General features: G+C 62.1%; 23 protein-coding genes and 1 tRNA gene. 15 read left to right on the top strand and 9 right to left on the bottom strand.

Translation table 11 applies throughout. The annotated features are described in order from the left end of the window. Positions 1–29: 29 nt before the first annotated feature. A complete protein-coding gene (locus tag NIM87_RS17105; RefSeq protein ID WP_254675926.1) occupies positions 30–887 on the bottom strand; it encodes a DUF817 domain-containing protein in 858 nt (285 codons plus the stop codon). A gap of 141 nt (positions 888–1,028) precedes the next feature. Between NIM87_RS17105 and NIM87_RS17100 the strand changes: the two genes are divergently transcribed. Beyond that, positions 1,029–1,895 (top strand): LOG family protein, encoded by an 867-nt coding sequence (locus NIM87_RS17100; RefSeq protein WP_254675925.1) that lies wholly within the window; start codon positions 1,029–1,031, stop codon positions 1,893–1,895. 98 nt (positions 1,896–1,993) lie between these two features. Then, the gene (gene sthA, locus NIM87_RS17095; protein WP_254675924.1) at positions 1,994–3,463 is read left to right on the top strand and encodes a Si-specific NAD(P)(+) transhydrogenase; all 1,470 of its coding nucleotides are present in this window, start codon (positions 1,994–1,996) and stop codon (positions 3,461–3,463) included. Between the two features lie 4 nt (positions 3,464–3,467). Here sthA and NIM87_RS17090 read toward each other — a convergent pair whose 3' ends face one another. After that, positions 3,468–5,087 carry an ATP-binding response regulator gene (locus tag NIM87_RS17090; protein ID WP_254675923.1) on the bottom strand — a complete coding sequence of 540 codons (1,620 nt, stop codon included), beginning with the start codon at positions 5,085–5,087 and terminating at the stop codon, positions 3,468–3,470. A 173-nt stretch (positions 5,088–5,260) separates the two neighbouring features. Here NIM87_RS17090 and mscL point away from each other — a divergent pair, with 173 nt between their 5' ends. Both mscL and NIM87_RS17080 read left to right on the top strand, forming a co-directional pair. After that, positions 5,261–5,701: a large conductance mechanosensitive channel protein MscL gene (mscL, locus tag NIM87_RS17085; protein ID WP_254675922.1), complete on the top strand. Its 441-nt coding sequence runs from the start codon at positions 5,261–5,263 to the stop codon at positions 5,699–5,701. A gap of 282 nt (positions 5,702–5,983) precedes the next feature. Further along, the gene (locus tag NIM87_RS17080) at positions 5,984–6,619 is read left to right on the top strand and encodes a response regulator transcription factor (protein WP_254675921.1); all 636 of its coding nucleotides are present in this window, start codon (positions 5,984–5,986) and stop codon (positions 6,617–6,619) included. Between the two features lie 563 nt (positions 6,620–7,182). On the opposite strand, the gene NIM87_RS17075 is transcribed toward NIM87_RS17080, so the two are convergent. The 3 genes from NIM87_RS17075 to hemA all read right to left on the bottom strand — a co-directional run bounded on the left by NIM87_RS17075 (position 7,183) and on the right by hemA (position 10,615). Then, positions 7,183–8,598 (bottom strand): hypothetical protein, encoded by a 1,416-nt coding sequence (locus NIM87_RS17075; protein WP_254675920.1) that lies wholly within the window; start codon positions 8,596–8,598, stop codon positions 7,183–7,185. 69 nt (positions 8,599–8,667) lie between these two features. Continuing rightward, entirely contained in the window at positions 8,668–9,147 is a 480-nt protein-coding gene (locus tag NIM87_RS17070; protein WP_254675919.1) for a flavodoxin family protein, read from the bottom strand. Positions 9,148–9,334: 187 nt separating this feature from the next. Next, the gene (gene hemA / locus NIM87_RS17065) at positions 9,335–10,615 is read right to left on the bottom strand and encodes a 5-aminolevulinate synthase (RefSeq protein WP_254675918.1); all 1,281 of its coding nucleotides are present in this window, start codon (positions 10,613–10,615) and stop codon (positions 9,335–9,337) included. Between the two features lie 388 nt (positions 10,616–11,003). On the opposite strand from hemA, the gene NIM87_RS17060 reads away from it, so the two are divergent. From NIM87_RS17060 to NIM87_RS17050, 3 genes are all read left to right on the top strand, one after another. Beyond that, the gene (locus NIM87_RS17060) at positions 11,004–12,329 is read left to right on the top strand and encodes a hypothetical protein (RefSeq protein WP_254675917.1); all 1,326 of its coding nucleotides are present in this window, start codon (positions 11,004–11,006) and stop codon (positions 12,327–12,329) included. A gap of 152 nt (positions 12,330–12,481) precedes the next feature. Further along, positions 12,482–13,252 (top strand): SDR family NAD(P)-dependent oxidoreductase, encoded by a 771-nt coding sequence (locus NIM87_RS17055; RefSeq protein WP_254675916.1) that lies wholly within the window; start codon positions 12,482–12,484, stop codon positions 13,250–13,252. Positions 13,253–13,352: 100 nt separating this feature from the next. Continuing rightward, positions 13,353–14,018, top strand: a complete 666-nt coding sequence (locus tag NIM87_RS17050; RefSeq protein WP_254675915.1) for an OmpA family protein — start codon at positions 13,353–13,355, stop codon at positions 14,016–14,018. Between the two features lie 48 nt (positions 14,019–14,066). Here NIM87_RS17050 and NIM87_RS17045 read toward each other — a convergent pair whose 3' ends face one another. Both NIM87_RS17045 and NIM87_RS17040 read right to left on the bottom strand, forming a co-directional pair. Then, a complete protein-coding gene (locus NIM87_RS17045) occupies positions 14,067–14,360 on the bottom strand; it encodes a hypothetical protein (RefSeq protein WP_254675914.1) in 294 nt (97 codons plus the stop codon). Further along, positions 14,360–14,617: a hypothetical protein gene (locus tag NIM87_RS17040; RefSeq protein ID WP_254675913.1), complete on the bottom strand. Its 258-nt coding sequence runs from the start codon at positions 14,615–14,617 to the stop codon at positions 14,360–14,362. The genes NIM87_RS17045 and NIM87_RS17040 overlap by 1 nt, the downstream gene beginning before the upstream one ends. 159 nt (positions 14,618–14,776) lie before the next feature. Here NIM87_RS17040 and NIM87_RS17035 point away from each other — a divergent pair, with 159 nt between their 5' ends. The 6 genes from NIM87_RS17035 (at position 14,777) to NIM87_RS17010 (ending at position 19,513) form a co-directional block, all read left to right on the top strand. Beyond that, entirely contained in the window at positions 14,777–16,390 is a 1,614-nt protein-coding gene (locus tag NIM87_RS17035; RefSeq protein ID WP_254675912.1) for an EAL domain-containing protein, read from the top strand. A 75-nt stretch (positions 16,391–16,465) separates the two neighbouring features. Further along, on the top strand, positions 16,466–16,855 hold the full coding sequence (locus NIM87_RS17030) for a PRC-barrel domain-containing protein (RefSeq protein ID WP_254675911.1): 390 nt from the start codon (positions 16,466–16,468) through the stop codon (positions 16,853–16,855). A gap of 179 nt (positions 16,856–17,034) precedes the next feature. Then, positions 17,035–17,343 (top strand): BufA1 family periplasmic bufferin-type metallophore, encoded by a 309-nt coding sequence (locus tag NIM87_RS17025; protein ID WP_254675910.1) that lies wholly within the window; start codon positions 17,035–17,037, stop codon positions 17,341–17,343. A gap of 54 nt (positions 17,344–17,397) precedes the next feature. Then, entirely contained in the window at positions 17,398–18,255 is an 858-nt protein-coding gene (gene bufB / locus NIM87_RS17020; protein WP_254675909.1) for an MNIO family bufferin maturase, read from the top strand. Next, on the top strand, positions 18,252–19,013 hold the full coding sequence (locus tag NIM87_RS17015) for an HvfC/BufC N-terminal domain-containing protein (RefSeq protein WP_254675908.1): 762 nt from the start codon (positions 18,252–18,254) through the stop codon (positions 19,011–19,013). Before bufB ends, NIM87_RS17015 begins: the two co-directional genes overlap by 4 nt. Beyond that, on the top strand, positions 19,010–19,513 hold the full coding sequence (locus NIM87_RS17010; RefSeq protein ID WP_254675907.1) for a DoxX family protein: 504 nt from the start codon (positions 19,010–19,012) through the stop codon (positions 19,511–19,513). The genes NIM87_RS17015 and NIM87_RS17010 overlap by 4 nt, the downstream gene beginning before the upstream one ends. Here the strand turns inward: NIM87_RS17010 and NIM87_RS17005 are convergent. After that, positions 19,485–20,405, bottom strand: coding sequence for an SMP-30/gluconolactonase/LRE family protein (locus NIM87_RS17005; RefSeq protein ID WP_254675906.1), 921 nt, complete (start codon positions 20,403–20,405; stop codon positions 19,485–19,487). The two genes, NIM87_RS17010 and NIM87_RS17005, sit on opposite strands and share 29 nt — an antisense overlap. Before the next feature lie 103 nt (positions 20,406–20,508). Next, positions 20,509–20,583 (bottom strand) — tRNA-Thr (locus NIM87_RS17000). A 220-nt stretch (positions 20,584–20,803) separates the two neighbouring features. On the opposite strand from NIM87_RS17000, the gene NIM87_RS18635 reads away from it, so the two are divergent. Together NIM87_RS18635 and murA are read left to right on the top strand one after the other, a co-directional pair. Then, on the top strand, positions 20,804–20,932 hold the full coding sequence (locus NIM87_RS18635) for a hypothetical protein (RefSeq protein ID WP_269468094.1): 129 nt from the start codon (positions 20,804–20,806) through the stop codon (positions 20,930–20,932). A 170-nt stretch (positions 20,933–21,102) separates the two neighbouring features. Continuing rightward, a complete protein-coding gene (murA, locus tag NIM87_RS16995) occupies positions 21,103–22,392 on the top strand; it encodes a UDP-N-acetylglucosamine 1-carboxyvinyltransferase (protein ID WP_254675905.1) in 1,290 nt (429 codons plus the stop codon). Positions 22,393–22,523 lie beyond the last annotated feature (131 nt).

Here is a 22,523-nt window from a genome sequence, read left to right as displayed (position 1 = left end):
ACCGCGCCGCACCACTGCGGGTTCCGGTTTTAGCCAGAGTTGATATGTTCTCTGGGCGGATGCACCAGGGTCACCAGCACCACCGAGATCAGCATCAGCAGGTACCACGAGACCAGCTTGCTCCAGCTCACCATCGACCAGCCATTGGCCTGGTCAGGGTAGATCCAGGCGCGACTCCAGGTGCCGATATTTTCCGCCACCCAGATGAACAGCGCCACCAGCAGGAACGCCAGCAGCATGGGCATGCGGTGGGAAAAGCGGAACACCCGGTAATGGAGCCAGCTGCGCCCATAAAGCAGCCCGATGCTCCCCAGCAGCACCCAGCGGAAATCAAAAATATAGTGATGCGAGAAGAAGTTCACATAGATCGCCACCGCCAGCACCGCGGTCATCCAGATCGGCGGATAGCGGCTGAAACTGATGTCGAATATGCGTTGGATGCGCGCCATGTAGCTGCCGACACAGGCATACATGAAGCCTGAAAACAGCGGTACGCCGCCAATTCGGAACACCGCCTCGTCGGGGTATATCCATGATCCGGCGGCGGTTTTGAACAGCTCCATGCCCGTTCCGACCAGGTGGAAGATCAGGATGACCCGTGCCTCCTCCAGCGTTTCGAGCCGCAACAGGATCATGCCCGCCTGGATGGCAAGGGCCGCCAGGAACCAGAAGTCGTAGCGAAGAAGCCCGAATTCGGGCCACCACAACCGCGTGACGAGGATCATCCCCAGCATCAGTCCGCCAAACAGGCATGCCCAGGCCTGTTTCAGTCCGAAGACCAGGAATTCGATCAGCCCGTCGGCCAGCCGTCCACGCGGCATGCGCGCGAGCACGCCATGTGCAGCGTGATCGATGCCTGCTTCCACACTCGTGAACCGATTGGCCATGCCCCGCCCTTGCCCGAACCAGCCCGGCTGGTTATGCCGTTCATAGGCGTTACCAGAAAAGTGGGCACCACTTTGTCGCTGGGCAGCGTCAACACAAGCTCGGCGCCGAATTATGGCGGCCGATCTATCAGGGAGCTCGCCTTGGCCAAACGCCGCCATCCGACATCATTGCGCACTTCGGGCGAAGACATCGCCTTTTCGCGCAAGGCCCCCGACACCCCGCAGACGCGCAGCGCCGCCTATCGCCTCGCCTTTGCCGATGACGAATTCATGACCTCGGAAGACACCCGCGGCGTGCGCTTCCAGCTCGAATATCTCAAACCCGAATTTCGCCTGCGCGAACATGGCATCAATTCCACCGTGGTTCTTTTTGGCGGTGCGCGCATCCCCGAACCCGGCAAGCCGGCCTGGGCCGCCAAGAACGAGGTTCAGCGCCGCAATCTCGAAGCCGCCTCGCGCTACTATGACGAAGCCCGCAAATTCGCCCAGCTGGCGTCGCAGACCTCGGCGTCCATGGACTACAAGGAATTTGTCGTCACCACCGGCGGCGGTCCGGGCGTCATGGAAGCGGGCAATCGTGGCGCGGCCGATGTGGGCGCGCCCTCCATCGGCCTCAATATCGTTCTGCCGCACGAACAGGCGCCCAATCTCTACGTAACGCCCGATCTCTCTTTCAACTTCCACTATTTTGCCACCCGCAAGATTCACTTCCTGATGCGCGCCAAGGCCGTGGCAGTCTTCCCCGGCGGCTTCGGCACGCTCGACGAGTTTTTCGAGTCGTTGACGCTGATCCAGACCGGGCGCATGGACCGCATCCCCATGCTGCTGTTCGGCAAGGAATTTTGGACCAAGGTGATCAATCTCGAAGCCCTGGCCGAAGCCGGTACGATTTCCCCGGACGACCCGGATCTGTTCACCGTTGTGGACACGGCCGAGGAGGGCTGGGACGTCGTGCGCCAGTTTTACAATCTGCCCAGCATCGGTGCCGCGCTTATCCGGGGCGACTGAGCCGCAAACCAGCCCTGCGGCATCAGCCCTCGTCCGCTCTTAACCCCGGTGTCACACTGCGCCGATAGGGTGGGGTGCTGGCTGCAGGGGGCAATTGCGTGGAACGGTTCAATCTCGTCGTCATCGGTTCGGGGCCCGCCGGGCGCCGCGCCGCCATTCAGGCTGCCAAGCTGGGCAAGTCGGTGCTGGTGGTGGAAAACCGCCTGCGCCTGGGCGGCGTCTCCGTCCACACCGGCACCATTCCTTCAAAAACCCTGCGCGAAACGGTGCTCAATCTCTCCGGTTGGCGCGAGCGGGGCTTTTATGGCCTCTCTTATCGCGTCAAGAAGGACATCGAGGGCAAGGACCTCGGCGCGCGCCTGCGCAAGACACTCGACTATGAAATCGAGGTGCTCGAACACCAGTTTGCCCGCAATGGCGTGCGCACCTTCGGCGGCATGGCCCGCTTTCGCGACGAACACCATCTGGTCGTTACCGACCATACCGGCGACGAGCACAATTTCGCCTTCGACAATGCTGTCATTGCCGTTGGCACCGCGCCCTTCCGTCCCGCCAATATCCCGTTTGATGACCATGCGGTGATGGACAGCGATAGCCTCGTGGGTGAATTGCGCGTGCCGCGTAGCCTCACTGTGGTTGGCGCCGGCGTCATCGGCATCGAATATGCGACGATCTTTTCGGCTCTCGATGTTCCGGTCACCATCATCGAGCCGCGCGAAACCTTCCTCGAATTCATCGACCGCGAGATCATCGAGGAATTCACTCATGATCTGCGCCAGCGTGGCGTGACCATTCGCCTCGGCGCCAAGGTCGACAGGGTCGAAAAAGACGCCCAGGGCTGGGCCATTGCCCATCTGACCGACGGGCGGCAAATCCGCTCCGACATGCTGCTTTACGCGGCCGGACGTGTCGGCGCCACCACCGACCTCGGGCTGGAACATTGCGGGGTCGTGCCCGACGAGCGCGGCCGTCTCAAGGTCGATCCGGCCACCTTCCAGACCCAGATCCCGCACATCTATGCCGCGGGCGATGTCATCGGTTTCCCCTCGCTCGCCTCAACCTCCATGGAACAGGGGCGCATTGCCGCGCTGCACGCCTTTGGCGCCAGCATGCCGCCTGCGCCTGAGTTTTTCCCATATGGCATCTATGCCGTGCCCGAGATTTCCACCGTCGGCCTCACGGAACAGCAGGTGCGGGCGCAGTATATTCCCTATGAATGCGGCGTTGCCCGTTTCCGCGAAACCTCGCGCGGGCACATCATGGGCCTGCAGTCGGGCATGATGAAAATGATCGTTTCGCTCGAAACCCGGCGCCTGCTCGGCGTGCATATCGTGGGTGAGGGCGCCACCGAGCTGATCCATATCGGTCAGGCCGTGCTCAACCTGGGCGCCACGCTCGACTATTTCGTCGAGAACACCTTCAACTATCCAACCCTTGCCGAAGCCTACAAGATCGCCGCTCTCGACGCCTGGAACCGCATGCCCCGTGTCACTCCGGTGGCTCCCGTCGCCGACGAGGTCGAAACCGCCCCGATCCGCAAGAAAGCCCCGGCGCCAACCAGGGACTAGCCAATCAGGTCCCCCGGGAGCCGACCGCGCTCTGGTTGGCCAGCCCGCTGATCGTGGCGCGCAGGGCCGCCGGCTTGACTGGCTTGGTCACCACGGCAATGCCGCGATCTTCGGCCAGCGCCCGCACCGCCGGGCTGCGGTCTGCCGTCACCAGCGCTGCCGGCAGGTGTCCGCCCAGATTGTGCCGCAGCCATTCAATGGCATCGAGCCCCGACGTCTGGTCGAGGTGATAATCCATCAGCACGAGGTCGGGGTACCAGCCTTCCAGCAGCCGCTCGCGGTCGATCTGCTTGAGCGAGAGCGCCGTGCGCACGTCGCAACCCCAATGGGTCAGTAGGCCCTCCATCGCCTCGAGGATGGCGCGTTCATTATCGACGCACAGCACCTTGTGATTGAGCGTGCCGAACCCGGGCTCGGCCGATGCTGTCTGTGTCTCGCTGGTCGGGCGAACATTGCGTGCCGCCGGCAGATAGAGCGAGAAACGCGAGCCTGCGCCTTCGCGGCTGTCCAGTTCCAGCGTCAATCCCAGCGCCGCCACCAGCCGCTGCACGATGGATAGCCCCAGCCCCAGCCCCTGCGCCATGCGCGCACCGCGTTCGAGCCGCGAAAACTCGGCAAACACCAGCCGGTGCTGATCCTTGTTGAACCCGATCCCGGTGTCCACCACATCGAGCCGCCAGCGATTGCCGCGTCGGCGCAGGCCCACCAGCACCTTGCCACCCACCGGCGTATATTTGATCGCATTCGAGACCAGGTTCTGGACGATCCGCCCCACCAGCGAACGGTCGGCCAGCACATTGGCCGTGGTGGCAACGATCCGCAGCGAGATAGAGCGCTCGCGCGCCATGGGCGCAAATTCGACCTCGGTTTTCTTGAGCAGGTCCTGTGCCTGGATCGGCGTTGGCGCTGGCTTGAGCGCTCCGCTGTCGATCCGCGAAATGTCGAGCAGCGCCGACATGATATCTTCGACGGCCGTCAGCGAGGCCTCGATGGAATTGGCCAATTCGGCAAAGGCGGTGGATTTGGCGCGCTCGATCAGCGTCGAGGTATAGAGCCGCGCCGCATTGAGCGGCTGCAGCAGGTCGTGGCTGGCTGCGGCCAGAAACCGCGTCTTGTCATGGTTGGATGCGTCTGCCTTGGCGCGCGCCGCTTCAAGCTCCTGATTGACCTGCTTGAGCGCGGACGTGCGCTCCTCCACGCGATGTTCAAGCGTCTGGTTGACTTGCGCCAGCTGTCTTTCCGCGCGCACCCGTGCCGTCACATCGGAAAAGCTGACCACCAGGCCTCCATTGGGCAACCTGCTGGAATAAAACTCCAGCGTTTGTCCATCGTCCCCCAGGCGCTGCGTGACCGTCGTGGGCGCGCCGGTAAGCACCTTTATTCGCTCGATGGCCAGTTGCGCGGCGTCGCCCGTGCCCAGGTCGCCACGTTCGGCCATGAACAGGGCAATGTCGAACAGCGCCGAACCGGGCCGGACGAGGTCCGGCGGCAGCGCCAGCAGGCGATCGTAACCCTGGTTGGACGCAACCAGCCGCAGTCCGGCATCGAACACGGCGACGCCTTGCGGAATATGGTCCATGGCCAGGGTAATGGCCCGGATGGGGTCATGGTCGATCAGTGTCATATCGCTTTGCGCCAAGGTTTGTGCGGCACTGGCGCTCTTATCGGCCTCGGGCGGTGGCAGCGCAAGATCACCATTGGACCCATTGCATTTGCCAGCAAACCTCGGCAATCGTTACCTTGGGTTAACCGTCCCGGCCGCCAGACCAGGCCGCGGGGCATGACGTGAGGGTCAAAATGAGCGTCTTCAAGGAATTTCGGGATTTTGCGATCAAGGGGAATATGATCGATCTGGCGATCGGTGTGATCATCGGCGCCGCCTTCGGGGCCATTGTGTCCTCGGTCGTCGACGACATCTTCATGCCGCTGATTGGCCTGCTCATCGGCGGGATTGATTTCTCCAATCTGTTTATCGTGCTGTCCAACCCCAACAACATCCCGGTTGCTTCGGTCGCCGCCGCCAGCGAGGCGGGCGTCGCCACGCTCAACATCGGCCTGTTCATCAATGCGGTGGTCAAGTTCACCATTATTGCCTTTGTGCTGTTCATGGTGGTCAAGGGCATCAATTCCATGAAGCGCGAAGCCGCCAAGGAGCCGGTGGAAACCACTCCGGCGCCTTCGCGAGAAGAAGTGCTGCTGACCGAAATCCGCGACGCACTTCGCGTTAGCAAAAGCTGACAAAAGGCCGGCAGCAATGCCGGCTTTCTTGTACGCCGTCTGTAGGAATATAGTCATTGACGGACGATGTAGAAGAAAATATACCTTAAATGTAGGTAGTGCATCCTACGGATTCCACGTAGTTCTGCGTATCGGACGGCGCGACCACTTAGATCAAACTACACTTGCGGACCACCTGGGCAGAGGTGCGGCGGCGGCGCGATGTCATGTCCCGCCGAGCGGGCCGTTGCATGTTTAGGCTGGTCCCGTTCGGGGATGAACTTGCCGGAAGGGGCTCTTGGCATGAACACGCACACCTATTACCACGCCTTTCTCAATCGCGACCGTCTGGTCCATATCGTCGATCCCGATCCGGGAACCTGCGAGGCGCTCAGCGTGCTGTTCCGTCTTGAAGGCTTTCAGACCGCTTTCTCGCTTGAGCCGGCCCATTTCGTGGTGGCCATGGAACGGCGCCGGCCCGATGTGGTGGTGGCCAATCTCGATCAGGGCCAGGAAAGCGGCCTGGCGATCCTGCGGCGCGTCAAGGCCCTGCGGGTGGGTACGCCCGTGGTCATGCTGGCCAATATGCCCGAGGTCACCGCCGCCGTCACAGCCATGAAGCTGGGCGCTACCGATGTGCTGGCCAAGCCGATCAATAGCGAACTCCTGCTCACTGTCGTCCGCGACGCGCTGCGCAAGGATGTGCACCTGGGCGCCATGCAGGCCGGCACCCGCCCGGTCGAAGTGCGCGGCTTCGCCCAACTCACACCACGTGAGCGCGAAGTGCTCCAATTGATCACCAATGGCCAGTCCAACAAGGAAGCGGGCCGCGAACTGGGCATCTCCCCTCGCACCATCGAAGTCCACCGCGCCCGCGTTATGGAAAAACTCGGCGCCCGCAACACCGCCGACCTACTGCGCATCGTACTGACTTCGTAGCGTAAAGAAATCGCTCCAGTGGAGCGATTTTAGCGAAGAAGGCCATGGGACCTAGGGTCGAATGGCGAGGTAGCGTAAAGAAATCGCTCCAGTGGAGCGATTTTAGCGAAGAAGGCCATGGGACCTAGGGTCGAAGGGCGAGGTAGCGTAAAGAAATCGCTCCCGTGGAGCGATTTTAGCGAAGCAGGCCATGGGACCTAGGGTCGAAGGGCGAGGTAGCGTAAAGAAATCGCTCCAGTGGAGCGATTTTAGCGAAGAAGGCCATGAGACTCCGACCCGTCCCGCAGGGCCGTGCACGCCAGTGGCGTGATCGGAGGCGAGGAGGCCACGAGACCTGGGGTGGCGTGGCGGTCGAATGGCGAGCTGGCGCGCGAGCAGCAACTCAACTCCAGCAGCATTTGTCTTCAAGACCCGCTGCAACACGGCTTGCCGACACTCACGGCGCATCACCTTGGGCTTGCCCCGGGGCACTTCACTTGACGACGTCATCCCCATGATGGGCCCACGGGGATTGTTCTCCTCGATCAGCGCCTGTTTCCACCGGTGTTGGCCGGAAACCACACTCAATCGAACTTGAACAGGGCCTGCCCTGCAAGAAGGGGGGCCTCGCCCTCGTGCCAGAGGTGGGCGGAGTAAAGGCGGTCGAGTCGGGCCGCGAGATCGTCAGCCATGCGCACACTTTCCAGCGTCACGGGGGCGCTTTCAAGCAATTGGACAAGCAGGTCATAGTCGTCGGCAGCAAGCAATAGCTCGGCCAAGATCGCTCGATCTGCATCCGTGGCCGTTGAGACGGCCGTCGTCGGGTCCGAATTCACCGCCTGCGCCAGTGTCAGCCATCGGTCCCACTCCGTAAAGGCGGAGGACAGGTGGCTCGGTGCGCTTGCTGGCAGATCCGCGCCATCGTTGAGGTAAGGCGTGAGCGCGTCAACGGCGACGATCCAATCGAGAATGTCACCGGCGGTGTCGCGACCGGCACGGTTGAGACCATAATCGGCAGGCCCGAATAGCGGGCGCAAGCGATCAGCATCGAAACCGACTTTGTTGAACAGTTCGAGTGTGGCCAGCCAGCCGGCGTCGAGCGGGCCGGTTGCCGCCAGATCGCCATTCTCGAACCGCTTGATCAGCGTCTTGGCGACTTCGGCCGCTTCTTGGCTGGCGCCTGTCTGCTCGAGAAAGGTCATGAGAAACGAGATTTCCGGCTGCAGCGCTGCGGCGTGCGACACCATGCGGATGGCCTCGCGCACGACCTGGTCCTCGGGGCCCTGCAGCGCCGTACTGCGGGTGAGAATGGGATTGCCGTTAAATGCCGGGAGTCGGCTCCAGACCGAAGCCAATTCGTCCAGGTCCTCGGTGCTCATGCCATCGATATGGTCCGACCATGCCTCGGGATTGTCCTGGGCAGCGACAAAACCCGCCGCAAGCCAGGACAGGTCGTGCGCGGCCGCCAACGCTGCCAGCTCGGCCTTTTTCTCGTCGGGCAGGTCGAATGTCACCGTCACCGCCGTTTGCCCGAGGCCAAATTGGTTGCCCTGGGGCAGGGTGGCAATGGCCGCCATTACGGCGTCGGCCTCTCCCGCAGCAATAAGGGCCCGGATCGATGACGGCCGACCGGTGTCGATCGCTTGTTTCAGCGCGTCATCACCCAGCGTAGCTATCGCGTCTTCCAGCCCGTCGCGTTGGACACGCCAGGCAAAATCGAGATCCGCCGCGCCATGCACGCGACCTTCGACCGCCTCGGCCAATAAGCGATCAAGCTCGTCGTCGGGTTGAGTGCCATATTGCAGACCGAGATAGAGCGCCCGTGCGCCGAAGCGGCGCGCCTGGATAGGTGGAAGCTCCAATCGGTCACGGGCGACGGCCAGTGCCAGGGACCGGATGGGAAACCCGCAGGCGTCTTGCGCCAGCGCGGGCGGCATTGCCGCTATTGTCGCCAGCCCTGCCAGCAGCAGGCCGCCTATCGCAACTACAGATCGGACCATGTCCACCTCCGCGCGTCGAGGTGACCACTATAGCGCGGTCGGGCGAAGGCACAATTATCTCGCGTGCGTTCAGTCTGCCGTTTTGGCCTGGGCCGCAATGCCTCTCGCCCAGTCAGCGGCGCGCTCAAGTTCACCCTCGCGCAGCGGCCCTTCCTGACCCTCGACAACGAACTCTCCCGGGGGCCCGATAACCGTGCAGCCCTGGTCGGCCAGTTCCCTGTGCAGGCGTTCAGCTGCGTAGCCCCCGGCCTGGACCACCCAGCGCAGGGGTGCTGGGTTAATGGTGTCGAGGTTGATGCGAGTGTCAAAGACAGCGGCAGTTTTGGGCAGGTCGGACCGACAGGCAAATTCCTGGATTTCAGGCGTTGGCCGGAAGCCACGGGTCGGCGACCCGATGATCAGCAGATTGTAACGCGACGGATCGAGGTCCCTTGCCTCCTGCACCGAGGCAAGTTTTACCGGGCCGGTTTGCGCCAGGGCCTCTGCCATGGCGCGGGCGATCTGGCCGGTATTGCCGAAAATGCTGTCGTAGACGATGAGTATGGACATGGCGCATGCTCCCTACGCTTTGGAAGCATGATAGTCCCAGATTGCCTCGCCCGTCTTGATATCGGTCAAATCAGTCCGGGATAGTTTTGGGAACGCCGCCTAGGTTTGCCCGAAGACCCAAGACCCAAGACCCAAGACCCAAGACCCAAGACCCAAGAGACCAAAAGCATGTCGAGTCGAATTGCCCTCAGCCGCCCAGGCTGGGCAGCGTCAGGTCGCCCGAGGTCAGCTTGCTCGCCGTTATCGCCGGATTGATCGCCTCGCGCGGCAGCTCCAGGCTGGTCCAGACGCTCACCAGTGCGTGGCGCAATTCAAAGATCATCTCGTCGGTATGCAGCGGCGTCGGGGTGATGCGCAGCCGCTCCGTGCCCTTTGGCACGGTCGGGTAATTGATCGGCTGGATATAGATATTGTGCTTGTCGAGCAGCATGTCGCTTGCTGCCTTGACGGCGCGGGCATCGCCCACGATCAGCGGCACGATATGGGTCTGGGTATCCATCACCGGCAGGCCGGCATCGGCCAGGATAGCCTTGGTCAGCCGCGCCTGGCGCTGGTGCATCAACCGCTCTTCGCCATTGCCCTTCAGATGCTCGATTGAGGCGCGCGCTGCTGCGCATAGCGCCGGGGGCAGGGCGGTGGTGAAGATGAATTCGGGCGCATAGGACCGAACCGCGTCGATGACAGCGCGATTGGCCGCGATATAACCGCCCATCACGCCAAAGCCCTTGGCCAGCGTGCCCTCGATGACGTCGATGCGCTCCATCAGCCCTTCGCGCTCGGCAATGCCGCCGCCGCGCGGGCCGTACATGCCCACTGCGTGGACTTCATCGATATAGGTCAGCGCGCCGAACTCTTCGGCCAGGTCACAGATTTCCTTGATGGGGGCGATATCGCCATCCATCGAATAGACGCTTTCAAAAGTGATCAGCTTGGGCCGCTTGCGGTCCACCTGGCTCAGGAGTTCGCGCAAATGCGCCACGTCATTGTGCCGGAAGATCTTCTTTTCCATGCCGCTCTGGCGCACGCCCTGGATCATCGAGGCATGGTTGAGCTGGTCGGAAAAGATCACGCAATCGGGCAACAGCCGCGCGATGGTGGAAATTCCCGCCTCGTTGGAAACAAAGCCGGAGGTGAACACCAGCGCCGCTTCCTTGCGGTGCAGATCGGCAAGCGAACGCTCCAGCTCGACCAGCGGACGGTTGGTGCCCGAAATATTGCGGGTGCCACCGGCGCCCACGCCCATGGCTCCGGCGGTCTGCTGCATCGCCTGCACGACCTTTTCGTGCTGGCCCATGCCCAGATAGTCGTTGGAACACCAGATGGTAATTTCGCGCGCATTGTCGGCGTCATCGCGGTAGAGCGCGCGGGGAAAGCGGCCCGCAATGCGTTCGAGGTCTGCGAAGACGCGATAGCGCTTTTCTGAGCGCAGCGTGTCCACTGCATCCTCGAAAATTCCACGGTAGTCCATTGGGCCGTTCCTTTGCGCGCGCTGGATCGGCACAGCCGCTGATCCTGGCTCAATTGGCTCTAACTAATCCCTGCGGCGCGGCATTGATATAGGTCAATTCGACGCGTGCTTTTGCCTAACCCATTGGTTTGCATAGGGTCGGGTCTGATCTTTGAGAGCTATTCTAATGTGCGTCGGCGTATTCGCCAATGGGCAAAGGTCCCATCCGCACTTGGACCTAGAACGGCGACCGGGCCGGCCAGGGGCGCTCAAGTAGACACAGTTGGCCTGAACCCCGCTTTTCCCAAGATTAACCGGTCCTTCGCCAATCTGTTGCGAGGCTGCCAATACTGCGCTTAGATTGACTGGTTCCGGGGGGAGCGCGAGGGAATTTGGGGGGAGTTGTGTTGTGAAGAGTTTTTCGTCTTCCAGTTTCGCCGGTGAGCAGACCGATGCTCTGGCGCTGGCCCATGCGGCCGTTGAACGCAATCCGCAGGCCCTGTTCACCGATTTTCAGTGGTTCCTCTACGAGGGTCGGGACACGGTGTTCTTCACCGCCTTCTCCACCCAAAGTTATGACAAGGACCGCCTGGGCAATATGGTCGCCGAAATGATCGCCCTGGCGCCGCAGCTGACCCATGGCTTTGTTGGCGCCCAGCCCGGCCAGCCCTTTCCAAAGCATATGCTCGATGCGATCACCTCGGTGGAGGTGGTCGATGATTTCGACGGCTATCCCGACAAATGGCTGAGCAAGTCCTCCGACATTTTCGAGAGCAAGGACCTGCCGCTGTTCCGCGTCATGGCTGCCGTACGGCGCGACGGTCCCGATGCCCAGGGGCGCGCGGCCATCCTGCAGGTACGCTCCAGCCATGCCCTGCTCGAGGGCTCTGATTCAGCCCTCCTCACCCGTTCGGCTTCCGCCAGTCATGGCGTGCAGTCCGACAAGGGCAATAAGCTCCCCTGGTCTGATCGCCTCAAAAGCGCGCTGCGCGGCGGTCTCACCACGTTCATCTATCTGGTCCTGGCCAATATACTGGCGCCCAAGGAACAGCCCTGGGGCTTTCGGACCCTCGCCATCGAGCGTCATCGCCTGCGCCAGCTGGCCAACAAGCTCGGCGTGCGCCAGCGCTCGCTGATGTTCGCCTTGGTTACGCACGCACTCAACGGCGAGGGCGCCGAAAAATCGATGAGTAAAAAGGTGATCGGCGCCAATTACACCATGCTCGACACCAAGCGAAACAATACCGACGACGACTTCTTCCGCGTCCGCGCCCTTGAGGCGAAGTTTACCGTCATGGAAGACTTCGTCGATTATGTGCGCGCCGTCGACAATACTGTGGCGGGCATCGAGCAGAAAGACATCACGTCCTTCCAGGTCGTTATCAACTCGATGTTCAAGGCCATGCGCGCGGTCAACCGCGTCTTCCCCTTCCTGCCCAACAAGCGCTTCTGGCGCTTCAACGGTGGCACCCACATCGTGCTGACCCTCGTGCCGCCCCACCGCACCTATGGCCCCATGACCCATGGCATGGTCGAGCCGCTCTATTGCGGCGCCTGGCATACCGAGGTGAATATCTGCACCTTCTGTCCCGGTCGCGAATACGTCACGCTCAACTTCTCCATGGAGCAGCGCCATCTCGACAATGTCGATAAGGTCATGTCCTTGCTCGAACAAGTCGAGCGCCGTGACGTGACCCCGCATACCATGGCGCCCGCCGTCGAGCGCTTGCATTAAGAACAGAAAAGGGCGGACGTGAACGTCCCCCGCCATAAAGAGCATTCCATCTCCAGATCAATTTGAGGTACGTACGTCTTTGGCCTTGCCGGACGGACTCCCGTTGGTTTAACTGAGCGCATCGTATTTCTCCGCCCTGGACGCCCCCACTCATGACCCGCTTTGCCGCCTATCCCAGCCTCAAGGATTGTCCCGTCGTCATCTCTGGTGGCGCTTCCGGCATTGGCGAGGCCATGGTTCGGGCCTTTGCCGCGCAGGGGGCAAAGGTGGGCTTTGTCGATATTGCCCAGGAGGCCGGCGCGGCGCTGGTGTCTGAACTCAGGCACACCGGCAATTCCGTGCATTTCATCCCCTGCGATGTCACCGATATTTCGTCCTACCAGTCGGCCATTGCCGAATTTGCCCGCCTCCACGGCGATGCCCTGGTGCTTGTCAACAATGCCGCCCACGACCAGCGTCACCAATGGGCCGACGTGACCCCCGACGAGTGGGACGAGCGCATGGCCGTCAATCTCAAGCACGCGTTCTTTGCCATCCAGTCCGTAGCGCCGGGCATGGTCAAGGCGGGCAGGGGGTCGATCATCAATTATGGTTCGATCAGCTGGATGATCATGACGCCGAGCCTGCCGGTGTACGAAACCGCCAAGGCGGCGGCGCATGGCCTGACCCGGGCCATGGCGCGCGAACTCGGTGCCTCGGGCATTCGCGTCAACACCCTGGTGCCCGGCGCCATCATGACGCAGCGCCAGCTGGACCTGTGGGTCGATGCCAAGGCTATCGCCGAAGTCAAACGCATCCAGGCCCTGCCGCAAACGCTTTCGCCCGATGATTGCGCTCGCATGGCCTTGTTCCTGGCGGCTGATGACAGCGCCATGATCACCGGTCAGCAGTTCCTGGTCGACGCCGGCTGGGCCAATAGCTAGCCTCATTCATCCCCGGTTCATCCTCTTCCCCTCATCACGCTCCTGCCTTATTCAAGGGCAACACAAGGCCACCAACCACGAATCCTTTTGGGGGAAGCTCATGAAGTCCAAGGTTCTCGTCGCCCTTGCCGCGACGCTGGCGCTCAGCGCCTGCACCACCACCAACCCGTACACGGGCCAGTCCCAGCTCTCCAACACTGCTGGCGGCGGCTTGATTGGTGCTGGTGGCGGCGCCATTGCCGGTGCCATTGTCGGCGCTGCTGTGGGCGGGGACCCGCGCGTTGGCGCCTTGATTGGCGCGGGCGTTGGCGGCCTTACCGGCGCGGCGATTGGCAATTACATGGACCAGCAGGAAGCCGAGCTGCGCGCCCAGCTTCAGGGTACCGGCGTTTCGGTCACCCGCGTTGGCGATCAGATCATTCTCAACATGCCGTCCAACATCACCTTCGCCACCGACCAGTCGACGGTGCAGCCCCAGTTCAACCAGACCCTGGTCTCGGTCGCCCTGGTGCTCAAGAAGTTCGACAAGACCATTGTCGACGTCTATGGCCACACCGACAGCCAGGGCGATGACGCCTACAACCTCTCGCTCAGCCAGCGTCGCGCCGTGTCCGTCGCCACGATCCTTGCTAATCAGGGCATCGACCAGCGCCGCTTCTATATTGAAGGCAAGGGTGAAACCGCCCCGGTCGCCTCCAATGCCACTGAGGCCGGTCGCGCGCAGAACCGCCGCGTCGAAATCCAGCTTTCGCCAATCCGCGGCTAAGTCTGGCCCGATCAATGCACCAAGGCGCGGCCCACGGGTCGCGCCTTTTTATTGCGCCGGGGTTTCCGTTACCGGGGCCGATGTAGGCGTGCCCGGCTGCATGTCAGTGCCGGGGGCGCCCGAGAAAATCTGCATCACCAACAAAATGGCAATGATGATGGCGAGGGCCCCAAGCCCATAGAGCCACCAATTGGTCGGGCCGGTCGATCCGACAGTCTCGTCATGTTCCCCGGCGACCTTGAGCCCAGAACCATCGGGCACATCGAGTTTGGCGGCGTTCTCATCGACCATATAGTCGATTTTGGCGACCTGGGGCGAATGCACTTCCTTGGGTTCGGCCATCAGAAATCTCCCTTGAGAACCGTATCCGCGCCCACGCCGCTTTCAACGCCCCGGCGCACCTCGGCAATGGCCTGGTCGATTTCCTCGGGTTCAAAAGCCACCTCGGCGCCTTCAACCTCATCGCCCGTTGTCTCGGCCTTGAGCTGGTGCAGCAGTTCGAGTTTTTCGCGGGCGGTGAACAGGGTGTGATGGGCAATCTGCATCGGGTTCAGCTGGTCGTCGCCGCCCGCGCGTTGCTTGAGACTGTCAAAGACCATGATTGTCTCCCTTGGTTTTGCAAGGCCACGAGGGCCACTCATTGAACTCAATGCGGCACCGCCCCGGGGGTTCCGGTTGCAAGGGCGCAATGGGAGCGGCGGATTTAACCCGGTCTTGAGGTCTTGTCCGATATATGAAGCTACGCGGAGGAACTCCTCATGAGCCGGATTGTCGGCCTCCTGATCGCTGGCACACATGATCGTGGTCTGAGACTGGCCCTCTGGGTCCTCGCATTTGCTGCCATGCTGTCTGTCGCCACCTGGGTGGTTGCCGAGCAGGTTTCCATCAATATGCGCACCGAGACGCAACGCAGTCTGGCGGGTTACGAGCGCCTGCGCACCAATGTCCTGTCCACTTTCGACGAGATGGACCGGCGCCTGACTCAACCGGCCTGCTCGCCCGAATATCTCGATGAGCTGCGCCGCATTGCCTTCCTCCCCGATGGCATCAACGAACTGCTTTATGCGCCCAATGGCGTCGTGCTGTGCTCGGTCAATTCTGGCCGCCTGGTCCAGCCCATCATGCTGGGCAACCCTGATATTGTGCCCGACAATCCTTTCGCCATGGCGTTCTGGATCGATCTTGACCTGAAATTTCTCGGTCTTGAGGGAATGACCGGCACATTGGCCCAACGGGGCAATGTTGCCTTGATCGTGCCGCCCCAACCGCTGCCAGACACTGGCCCGCGCTGGATGGATCAGGAACTGGTGTTCCGCTTCAATGATGAGCTGTGGATGCATCGTAACGGCGAAGCCGGACTGTACGCCGAGGCCCTCAAGACGACAGGGCCGGCCCTGGCCTCGGTGTTCAAAGGCGTCTTCTATCAGCTCTCCTGCGACAGCGGCGGCATCCATTGCATTGCCGGGCGCAGCTATCTGACACAATTGTTCGGCCTCGGCTGGGCAACGGTCGGCGTTATCCTGCTTGTCGCCGCCGTCCTCGCCGCCTGGGTCGCCCAGCAATTGCAGCTGCTGATTGAACGCTATTGGTCATTCGAGGCCCGCTTCCTGCGCCGCCTTGAAAAGGGTTCGGTAGTCTGTGCCTACCAGCCTGTGCTCAATCTCAAGACCGGCGTTGTAACAGGCTGCGAAGTCCTCGCCCGCTGGAAGGATGTCGATGGCACCATCGTGCCGCCCGATAGGTTCCTCCCCATTATTGAGCGGCATGGCATGACCGTGCGGTTCACCGCCCTGGTGGTCGCCTATGCCTATGCTGATCTCGTGGCCCGGCTTCCCCGGGACATGCGGCTCCAGATCAATTTCAACATCTTCCCGCAAGACCTGGACGCCGAGCAACTCGTGCCCATCTTTGCGCCCTTTCTCACCGATGGCTCGCCCTTCGATGTGGTGGTGGAGATCGTCGAGACGGCTGAAATCAGCCCCGAAACCGCCCAGGTGGAAATCGAACGCCTCCGCGCTGCAGGTCTCAAGGTCTATATCGACGATTTCGGCGCCGGCTATTCGTCCATGCACAATCTGGCGGCCCTCTCCATTGATGGGGTGAAGCTGGATCGCTCCTTCGCCATGGCGCCCAATCATTCCGTGATGGCGCGCATGCTCGATCACGCCATCGATCTGGTGCAGGCGTCCGGGCGATCACTGGTCGTCGAAGGTGTGGAAACCAATGAGCGCCTCGAAGCGCTCAAGGCGACCGGCGTTGTTGATTTCGCCCAGGGCTATGGCATTTCAAGGCCATTGCTGATCGACGCCTTCGTGGCCTATCTGGGCGAGCATGGCCCCCGGCCGCAAAGCCGCCCGCGCCTGGTGGCCTGATCACATTTTCTGATTTGTCGAAACCTGTTCGGGGCCGCCGCGTTGCCCTTGCACACCCCAAGCAAGGAGGACCAAATGGCCTATGATGACAATCGCGTCGCTACAGCCGACGTCAAGGAAACGCACGATCTGATCGCCTCCGACAAGGTTGAAGGCACCAAGGTCTACGACCTTAACGGCGACCATATCGGCTCTATCGAGCGCATTCTCGTCGAAAAGCGCGGCGGGCAGGTATCCTACGCCGTGCTCAGCTTCGGCGGCTTCCTTGGCATTGGCCATGATCACTATCCATTGCCCTGGTCCAAGCTCGACTACGACCCCGAATTGGGCGGCTATCGTGTCGATATCAGCAAGGACCAGCTCGAAGGCGCACCGCGCTATGAGAAGGAAGACGAAAGCTTCTGGAACGCCGAAAACGGCCAGCGCGTCTACGATTATTACGGTGTTCCGCCTTACTGGATCTGATCCAGCCCAAGCATTTTCAATGACCAAATCATTGCAGGCCGATGCCCTCCGGGGTGTCGGTCCTTTTGTTATTCTCGATCACGTGTCCGTGAATTGAGCGCGCCCCTGTAACATTGGGCCCAGCCTGGCGAATGGCCTCATGTCGGAACCTGGAGCGTTCCCAACATGAGGAGAATTCAATGAACCGCCTGACCACCTTCGCCCTTGCCGCCTCGCTCACTGCTGCTCTGGGTGGCGTTGCCATCGCACAGGATGCCATGGGCGGCGACGCCATGGCCGCCACTGAAAAGTGCTTTGGCGTGGCTCTTGCCGGCGCCAACGACTGCGCCGCCGGCCCCGGCACCACCTGCGCCGGAACCTCCACCATCGACTACCAGGGCAATGCCTGGAAAGCCGTTCCCGCCGGCACCTGTGAAACCATGATGCTCGATGGCGATCGCATGGGTTCGCTCGTCGCGCTCGACCGTGATCTGCCCATGGCTAGCTGACCGCTCCAACGGGAGGCTCACGGGCCTCCCGTCTTTCCAACTTGGGAGGTTTCCATGTCGTTTCCAGCGCTGCCGGCCCGCCCGGGCCTTGGTCTCAAGCCCCAGCACTATGCCCAGATCATTGCCGATCAACCCGACCTGGGCTTTTTTGAAGTGCATGCGGAAAACTACATGGGTGAGGGCGGTCCGCCGCACCGCTACCTCGAGGCCATCTGCGAAAATTACCCCCTGTCCCTCCACGGCGTCGGTCTCTCCATTGGTGGTCAAGGCCCGCTCGATCGGGATCATCTCGAACGCCTGCGCGCGCTCAACGACCGCTACCAGCCTGCCTCCTTCTCCGAACACCTTGCCTGGTCCAGCCACGATGAAGGCTACCTCAACGACTTGCTGCCGGTGCCCTACACACCGCAGACGCTGGATCGCGTCGTCGCGCATGTCGATCAGGTCCAGCAGGCGCTTGGGCGCCCGATGCTGCTCGAAAACCCCTCCACCTATGTGCTGTTCGCGCAAAGCACCATCGACGAGGTCGATTTCCTCGACGCCATCGCCACCCGCACCGGCTGCGGCCTGCTGCTCGACGTCAACAATGTCATGGTTTCGGCGGTCAATCACCGGCTTGACCCCGTCGCCTATATCGACCGCTTCCCCATGCACCATGTCGGCGAAATCCATCTCGCCGGTTATGATGAAACCACTGACGATGCCGGTGATCGTCTGCTGATCGACGCTCATGGCAGCCGCGTTCGGCCCGATGTGTTCGCGCTCTATCGCCACACCATTGCCCGCACTGGTCCGCTGCCGACCCTGATCGAATGGGACAATGACGTGCCCGCGTTCGACGTGCTCATGGATGAAGTGCGGCTGGTCGACGCCGTGCTCGACGCGGCTCCGGCGCAGCGGTTGGCATCATGACTGACGAGGCGCAATTCGTCGCCGCCCTCACCGACCCCACCCGCGCAGTGCCGGCCGGGCTGGTGTCGCCGCGCGGCACAACCGACGCCAAACGCTTCGCGGTCTATCGCAACAATGTCCATGTCAGCCTGACCGCCGCGCTCGCCGCCCGTTTCCCCGTGACCCGCATGGTCGTGGGCGACGATTTCTTTGCGGGCATGGCAAGGCTCCATGTGGGCCAGACCAAGCCCACGACCCCGGTGCTTCTGCACTATGGCGACAGCTTTGCCGATTTCATCGCCGGCTTTCCGCCCGCATCCGAGCTCCCCTATCTGCCCGACCTGGCCCGCCTCGAGGCCGCCTGGTCCGACAGCTACAACGCCGCCGACATCGGGGGCCTGTCCCCGACCGGTCTCGCCGCCATGGCCCCGGAGACGCTGGCTGACCTGAGCCTGGCTCTGGCCCCGGCGGCCCGGCTGATCAGCTCTGCCTATCCGGTCGGCTCGATCTGGTCGGCGCATCAGCAAGTCCCCTTTGTCCCACCAAAACAATCGGGCACCGAACATGTGCTTCTGACCCGGCCCCAGGCCGATGTGCGCCTCACCATTATCCCGCCCGCGGCCGCTGCACTGCTGCGCGCCCTGGCAGACGGCCTGACACTGGGCGCGGCTGCCGACGCCGTATTTGCCACCCATCCCGATTTTGACCCCGGCTCGGCGCTGGTTGGCCTTGCCGGCCTCGGCGCCTTTGCCGCGCCGCAACAGGAGCTTTCCCGATGATCACCGAGCGCCTTGTCGGTCTTGTCGACCGTGCCGACCGCCTGCTTGCCGCCGTCCCCAGCGCCGTGCCGCTATTGGCCCTGCGCGTGGCACTGGCCATTCCCTTCTGGCGCTCCGGGCTGACCAAGTGGGATGGCTTTCTCAACCTCTCCTCAGGCGCCCGCTATCTCTTTGAGCAGGAGTTCCGTCTGCATATCTTTGGCCAGGCCTTCGCCTATCCAGCGCCACTGGCCATGGCGTTCCTCGCCGGCATGGGCGAGATCGTCCTGCCGATCCTCTTGGTACTGGGCCTTGGCACCCGCTTTGCCGCCTTGGGCATCTTCGCCATGACCATCATCATCCAGCTCACCATCCCCGATGGTTTCGTCAACTTCCACCTGCCCTGGTTCGCCATGGCACTGACGTTGCTGGTCTATGGCGGCGGGACGCTCTCCGCCGATCGCCTGCTCGGCGCTCTGTTCGCCAGCCGCCTCAAGGAGTCTGCGCACCCCGCGCATTGACGTAAATGGCATAGAGCGAGGTCGTGGCGGTGATGAACAGCCGGTTCCGCCGCGGCCCACCAAAGGTCAGGTTCGAAACGCGCTGCGGCACCAAAATCCTGCCCGCCAACGTCCCTTCCGGGTCAAATACCTGCACCCCATCGCCTGCCGAGCACCAGACCCAGCCATCGCTGTCGACGCGGAACCCGTCGGGGATGCCATTGTCGATCACGGCAAACGGCCCCGCGTCCTTCAAACCCTCGCCGCCGTCCACCACTTCGAAGGCGCGGATATGCCGGGGCACGTCCGCATCGTGGCTGGCCCCTGAATCGGCGATATAGAGGCGGCTTTCGTCAGGGGAAAAGGCCAGGCCATTGGGTTGCACGAAGTCCCCGACCATCAGGGTGATTACGCCGCTCTGGCCATCAATGCGATAGACGCCATGGACTGGTTGTTCCTGCGGCGATGCAAAACCCTCATAGTCCGAAATGATCCCATAGCTCGGATCGGTGAACCAGATGGAGCCATCCGACGTCACCACCACGTCATTGGGCGAATTGAGCTTTTTGCCCTCGAAACGGTCGGCCAGCACGGTGATCGACCCATCGGCCTCCGTGCGCGTCACCCGCCGCGTCCCGTGCTCACACGAAATCAACCGCCCCTGGCGGTCACGTGTATGCCCATTGGCGAAATTGGACGGCGACAGATAGGTCGAGACCGAATTATCCGCCGCCACATACCGCAGCACCCGCTGGTTCGGAATATCGGAAAAATAGAGACAGTCATGGTCGGAGAACCAAACCGGCCCCTCCGTCCAGCGACACCCCGTATGCAGCTCCTCCAGCCGCGCACTGCCCAGAACTTTGCGCGCAAAGCGCGGATCCACGATGTCGTAAAGTGTGTCGGCCGCCATAATGTCCTCCCGTGAACAACTGAGGCATAAAGCGCCAAACGATCACGAGCAACCAGCACGCCGACTGGCAACGAACAGCGCATTGAGATCATCAAGGGAAAACTGGTGCTGCCGGACAGGATTGAACTGTCGGCCTCTCCCTTACCAAGGGAGTGCTCTACCACTGAGCTACGGCAGCATCTGGAGCGTTCTCAGGAAAGTGGGATCCACTTTTGGTGCGAGAACGCGACCGCTATGAAGTCGGGGGGCGCGGGTCAGGACCGACGCGGCGACGGGGGCTCCTTTGCCATAGCGCCTCCCTCGACGCAAGACCAAAAACAGCCTATCAACCGCCGCGACGGAATCGATAGGCCGGAGCCATGGGCAAATCGGAACAAACAGCGCAGCGAGAGCAAAGATTGGCCGCAAAGCTGCGTGAGAACCTGAAGCGCCGCAAGGACCAGGCCAAGGCGCGCGCCCAGGACCACAATCCCGGGCCCGAACCCGACCCCGGGCCGGAGGCCCCTGAAATGGACACGGACAACTAACCGTAAACCATTTTCAGGCGATTCTAGCGGCGCAAGCTGCGCATGTGTCGTGACCGCCGGTCCCGACATTTTTCATAGAGAACGGCTGGTCTGGCTCAAGTGGCAAAGAAGACCTCGTCCTGCCTCCCCACCAGGTCGTAGGCCCATCGGGCCAATTCTGAGGACTTCTAATGGATCGTATTCGTTTGGTTGGCGGTAATGAACTTCGGGGCGAAATCCCGATTTCGGGCGCCAAGAACGCCGCTTTGCCGCTGATGATTGCCTCGCTGCTCACCGACGAGCCGCTGGTGCTGCACAATGTGCCGCGCCTGGCTGACGTCAAGCAGCTCGAGCGCATCATGGAAAATCATGGCGTCGATATCGCCGTGCATGGCCGGCGCCGCGGCGAGGAAGACGTTGGCCAGCGCATGACCTTCCATGCCGCCGACATCGTCGACACCACCGCGCCCTATGATCTTGTTTCCAAGATGCGCGCCAGCTTCTGGGTCATTGGCCCGCTGCTGGCCCGCTGCCACGAGGCCCGCGTCTCCTTGCCCGGCGGCTGCGCTATCGGCACAAGGCCGGTAGACCTCTTCCTTTACGGCCTCAAGGCGCTGGGCGCCGAGATCGACATCGACGAAGGCTATGTGGTTGCCAAGGCGCCCAAGGGTGGCCTTGTGGGCGCCACCATCAGCTTCCCCAAAGTCTCGGTCGGCGCCACCCACACCATTCTGATGGCCGCCACGCTCGCCCGTGGCACCACGATTATCGAGAATGCGGCCCAGGAACCCGAGATCACCAATGTTGCCGAATGCCTCGTCGCCATGGGCGCGAAGATTTCGGGCATTGGCACACGGACCCTCACAATTGAGGGTGTGGAAAAGCTCCACGGCGCCACTGTGGAAGTGATCCCTGATCGCATTGAAACCGGCACTTTCGCCATGGCAGCGGCCATGACTGGCGGCGATGTGCTGCTCAAGGGCGCGCGCCCCGGGCATTTGCAGTCTGCCCTTGATATTCTCGCCCAGACCGGCGTGGAACTGACCGAGGAAGCCGAAGGCATCCGGGTGCGCCGCAATGGCAATGGTATTCGCCCCGTCGATGTCGATACCGATCCCTTCCCTGGCTTCCCCACCGATCTGCAGGCTCAGTTCATGGCCCTGATGACCATGAGCGACGGCGTCAGCCATATCCGCGAGACCATTTTCGAAAACCGCTACATGCATGTGGCCGAACTGGTTCGCTTCGGCGCCGATATTGCGGTCAACGGCCAATTGGCCACCATCACCGGCAAGTCCCAGCTCAAGGGTGCCCAGGTCATGGCGACCGATCTGCGTGCCTCGGTGTCGCTGGTCATCGCCGGCCTCGCCGCCAAGGGCGAGACGGTGGTCAATCGCATCTATCACCTTGATCGCGGCTTCGAGCGGCTGGAAGACAAACTCTCCCGCTGCGGCGCCGAAATTGAAAGAGTTGCGGGCTAGCACGCGGCCTTCGGCAAAATCGCCCCGGTGGGGCGATTTTAGCGTGCTAGGCCATGAGAGCTACGCTCGCATGGCGGGGTTCCGTCCCTTCGGCAAAATCGCCCCGGTGGGGCGATTTTAGCGTGCTAGGC

The organism is Devosia ureilytica, assembly GCF_024273195.1.
GTDB classification, from domain to species: Bacteria; Pseudomonadota; Alphaproteobacteria; order Rhizobiales; family Devosiaceae; genus Devosia; species Devosia ureilytica.
This window is presented reverse-complemented; position numbering and strand designations above follow the sequence as displayed.

What these genes read in the sequence shown, in the direction of transcription:
- NIM87_RS17105 (WP_254675926.1), bottom strand. Translation starts at nt 887, where the DNA reads ATGGCCAATCGGTTCACGAGTGTGGAAGCAGGCATCGATCACGCTGCA.
- NIM87_RS17090 (WP_254675923.1), bottom strand. Translation starts at nt 5,087, where the DNA reads ATGACACTGATCGACCATGACCCCATCCGGGCCATTACCCTGGCCATG.
- mscL (WP_254675922.1), top strand. Translation starts at nt 5,261, where the DNA reads ATGAGCGTCTTCAAGGAATTTCGGGATTTTGCGATCAAGGGGAATATG.
- NIM87_RS17080 (WP_254675921.1), top strand. Translation starts at nt 5,984, where the DNA reads ATGAACACGCACACCTATTACCACGCCTTTCTCAATCGCGACCGTCTG.
- NIM87_RS17075 (WP_254675920.1), bottom strand. Translation starts at nt 8,598, where the DNA reads ATGGTCCGATCTGTAGTTGCGATAGGCGGCCTGCTGCTGGCAGGGCTG.
- NIM87_RS17070 (WP_254675919.1), bottom strand. Translation starts at nt 9,147, where the DNA reads ATGTCCATACTCATCGTCTACGACAGCATTTTCGGCAATACCGGCCAG.
- hemA (WP_254675918.1), bottom strand. Translation starts at nt 10,615, where the DNA reads ATGGACTACCGTGGAATTTTCGAGGATGCAGTGGACACGCTGCGCTCA.
- NIM87_RS17055 (WP_254675916.1), top strand. Translation starts at nt 12,482, where the DNA reads ATGACCCGCTTTGCCGCCTATCCCAGCCTCAAGGATTGTCCCGTCGTC.
- NIM87_RS17050 (WP_254675915.1), top strand. Translation starts at nt 13,353, where the DNA reads ATGAAGTCCAAGGTTCTCGTCGCCCTTGCCGCGACGCTGGCGCTCAGC.
- NIM87_RS17045 (WP_254675914.1), bottom strand. Translation starts at nt 14,360, where the DNA reads ATGGCCGAACCCAAGGAAGTGCATTCGCCCCAGGTCGCCAAAATCGAC.
- NIM87_RS17040 (WP_254675913.1), bottom strand. Translation starts at nt 14,617, where the DNA reads ATGGTCTTTGACAGTCTCAAGCAACGCGCGGGCGGCGACGACCAGCTG.
- NIM87_RS17035 (WP_254675912.1), top strand. Translation starts at nt 14,777, where the DNA reads ATGAGCCGGATTGTCGGCCTCCTGATCGCTGGCACACATGATCGTGGT.
- NIM87_RS17030 (WP_254675911.1), top strand. Translation starts at nt 16,466, where the DNA reads ATGGCCTATGATGACAATCGCGTCGCTACAGCCGACGTCAAGGAAACG.
- NIM87_RS17025 (WP_254675910.1), top strand. Translation starts at nt 17,035, where the DNA reads ATGAACCGCCTGACCACCTTCGCCCTTGCCGCCTCGCTCACTGCTGCT.
- bufB (WP_254675909.1), top strand. Translation starts at nt 17,398, where the DNA reads ATGTCGTTTCCAGCGCTGCCGGCCCGCCCGGGCCTTGGTCTCAAGCCC.
- NIM87_RS17015 (WP_254675908.1), top strand. Translation starts at nt 18,252, where the DNA reads ATGACTGACGAGGCGCAATTCGTCGCCGCCCTCACCGACCCCACCCGC.
- NIM87_RS17010 (WP_254675907.1), top strand. Translation starts at nt 19,010, where the DNA reads ATGATCACCGAGCGCCTTGTCGGTCTTGTCGACCGTGCCGACCGCCTG.
- NIM87_RS17005 (WP_254675906.1), bottom strand. Translation starts at nt 20,405, where the DNA reads ATGGCGGCCGACACACTTTACGACATCGTGGATCCGCGCTTTGCGCGC.
- murA (WP_254675905.1), top strand. Translation starts at nt 21,103, where the DNA reads ATGGATCGTATTCGTTTGGTTGGCGGTAATGAACTTCGGGGCGAAATC.